Raw genomic sequence first — 2,218 nt, forward strand, 5'->3', positions numbered from 1 at the left:
CTGACCCTGCGGCTCTTGCCGAGATGGTGCTGGCTTTCGAAGGCGAGAACGATGATCTGCGCGCAGAGATCGCCACGTTGAAGAGCCTGATCTTCGGCGCACGATCGGAGCGCGCGGCGATCGTCTGCGCCGAACAGATCGCGTTTGATCTGGAACGGACCGCCGGCTCACAGCTCCCGGCCAATGACGACAAACCGGACGCGCCGCGGCCGGAGCGGCGCAAAGCGAAGCGCAACATCGGCGCGCTGCCGGCGCATCTGCCTCGGGTCGAGCGGGTGATCGAGCCGGCGTCCACGCTGTGCCCGTGCTGCACGGGTCAGATGCATCGGATCGGCGAGGAGAGCAGCGAAGCGCTCGATCGGGTTCCCGCGTGGCTGCGTGTGCTCCGCACGATCCGTCCAAAATACGCCTGCCGCTCCTGTGAGGGCCCGATTGTCCAGGCCCCGGCACCGGCGCGGCTCGTCGAGGGCGGCATGGCAACGACGGCGCTGATCGCGCATATCGCCGCGGCCAAATATGCCTGGCAATCGACGCTCTATCGCCAGACGCAGATCCTGGCGGGTCAGGGTGTCGTCGTCGACCGTCAGACGCTGGCGCGCTGGATGGGGAGCGCGGCGTGGCTGGTCAGGGGCCTCTACGATCTGCAACTGAAGACTATGCACGGCTTCGAGCGGCTGTTCTGCGACGAGACGCCGATGCCAGTGCTCGATCCGGGACGCGGCCGCACGAGGATCTGCCAGTTCTGGGCGCACGCGACGGACGATCGGGCGTGGAAGGGGCCGGCGCCGCCGGCGGTCGCCTACGTGTTCGCAGGTGGTCGCGGCAAAAAGGAGATCGTGGCGCAGTTAGCCGGCTTCGAAGGCGTGCTGCAAGTCGACGGCTATGCCGCCTACGCCTCGCTGGCGGGCGATGCGATGATGTCGGGCCAGATCCAGCTGGCGTATTGTCTCGTTCACGCGCGCCGCAACTTCGTGAGGGTGCACAAGACGACGAACTCACCCTTCGCCGCGGAGGTCATCGAGCGCATTGCGGCCGTCTACGCGATCGAGGAGAGGATCCGCGGTCTCGATGCTGGGGAACGCCGCGCGACGCGACAGGCCGAGACGAAGCCGCTGATGGAGGCGTTGAGGGCCCGTCTGATCGCGGTGAAGGACGGGATCTCCCGCCGCTCGACGCTCATCAAGGCGATCGACTACATGCTCGAACGCTGGCAGGGCCTGACGACGTTCCTGGATGACGGGCGGCTCGAGCCGGACACCAACACGGTCGAACGATCGATCAGGCCAATTGCGATCGGAAAAAAGAACTCGTTGTTCAGTGGTGACGAAGGCGGGGGCGAGACCTGGGCGATACTCGCTTCGCTTCTTAACACAGCGAAATTGAATGGCCTCGACCCCGAGGCGTATCTCGTCGACGTTCTCGATCGCATGGTGAGCGGCGCCACGAAGACCAACCAGCTTCACGAACTTCTGGCCTGGAACTGGAAGGCCGCACGCGAAGCCGAAAAGCGGGCCGTGGCATGACGAAGCCGAAGCAAGGGCGGGGAACGCGAAAAGCACGCAAGACGACGATGGCGGACTATGCCATGTCGTTCGAACGGCTCGGGCAATGGATCAGCAAGCGCGCCAGGTCGCCGACGCTTCGGCATCCGCGGGCGACGTCGCTCTCCATGCTCGATGGCGCGGTGGCCGCGGTCGTCGCCGGGCCGGTCTCGATGGCGTCCGAGGAATGGGTGTGCCCGCTCCTCGGCGTAGATCCCGACGCCTTCAATCACGACACCGAGGAGTTCTCGGCAATCGCCGCCACGCTGATGCGCCACAACGCTATCAGCGAGACGCTGTCGACGAGACCGGAGAGCTTCGAGCCGCTGTTCGTGCGATCACCGGACGGCGAAGTCGACCCGCAGCCCTGGTGCATGGGCTTCTACGCCGTCATGAAGCTTCGGCTTCTCGTCTGGTCGCGGCTTCTCCCCCCGAATGGAACCGAACACCTTATGCTGCGGCCGATCTTGGTCCATTGCATCGACGACGCCGGTCGACCCTTGCTACCCCCGGCCCGGCGCACGCTGGGAACGCAGCCCATCATCCAAAACGCCTGGCGCAACATTCCAGCAACCGTCGAGGCCCTCCGGCAGTTCTGGATGCCTATACGCTTCAAGCGCGGTGCGTAGGCCGTCCGCACCAAGTCCGTGGCTCCGTGGGCCTCTCGTACCGTTTAC

General features: G+C 65.5%; 2 protein-coding genes. Both read left to right on the forward strand.

Annotation, left to right across the window (positions count from 1 at the left end):
* The first annotated feature begins 23 nt into the window (after positions 1-23).
* Positions 24-1,523, forward strand: coding sequence for an IS66 family transposase (locus tag QJT78_RS50445; protein ID WP_166354469.1), 1,500 nt, complete (start codon positions 24-26; stop codon positions 1,521-1,523).
* Between the two features lie 47 nt (positions 1,524-1,570).
* A complete protein-coding gene (locus QJT78_RS50450) occupies positions 1,571-2,170 on the forward strand; it encodes a UPF0149 family protein (protein WP_018273740.1) in 600 nt (199 codons plus the stop codon).
* Positions 2,171-2,218 lie beyond the last annotated feature (48 nt).

Origin of the sequence: Bradyrhizobium sp. Mp27, assembly GCF_029953005.1 — a bacterium.
GTDB lineage: Bacteria > Pseudomonadota > Alphaproteobacteria > Rhizobiales > Xanthobacteraceae > Bradyrhizobium > Bradyrhizobium barranii.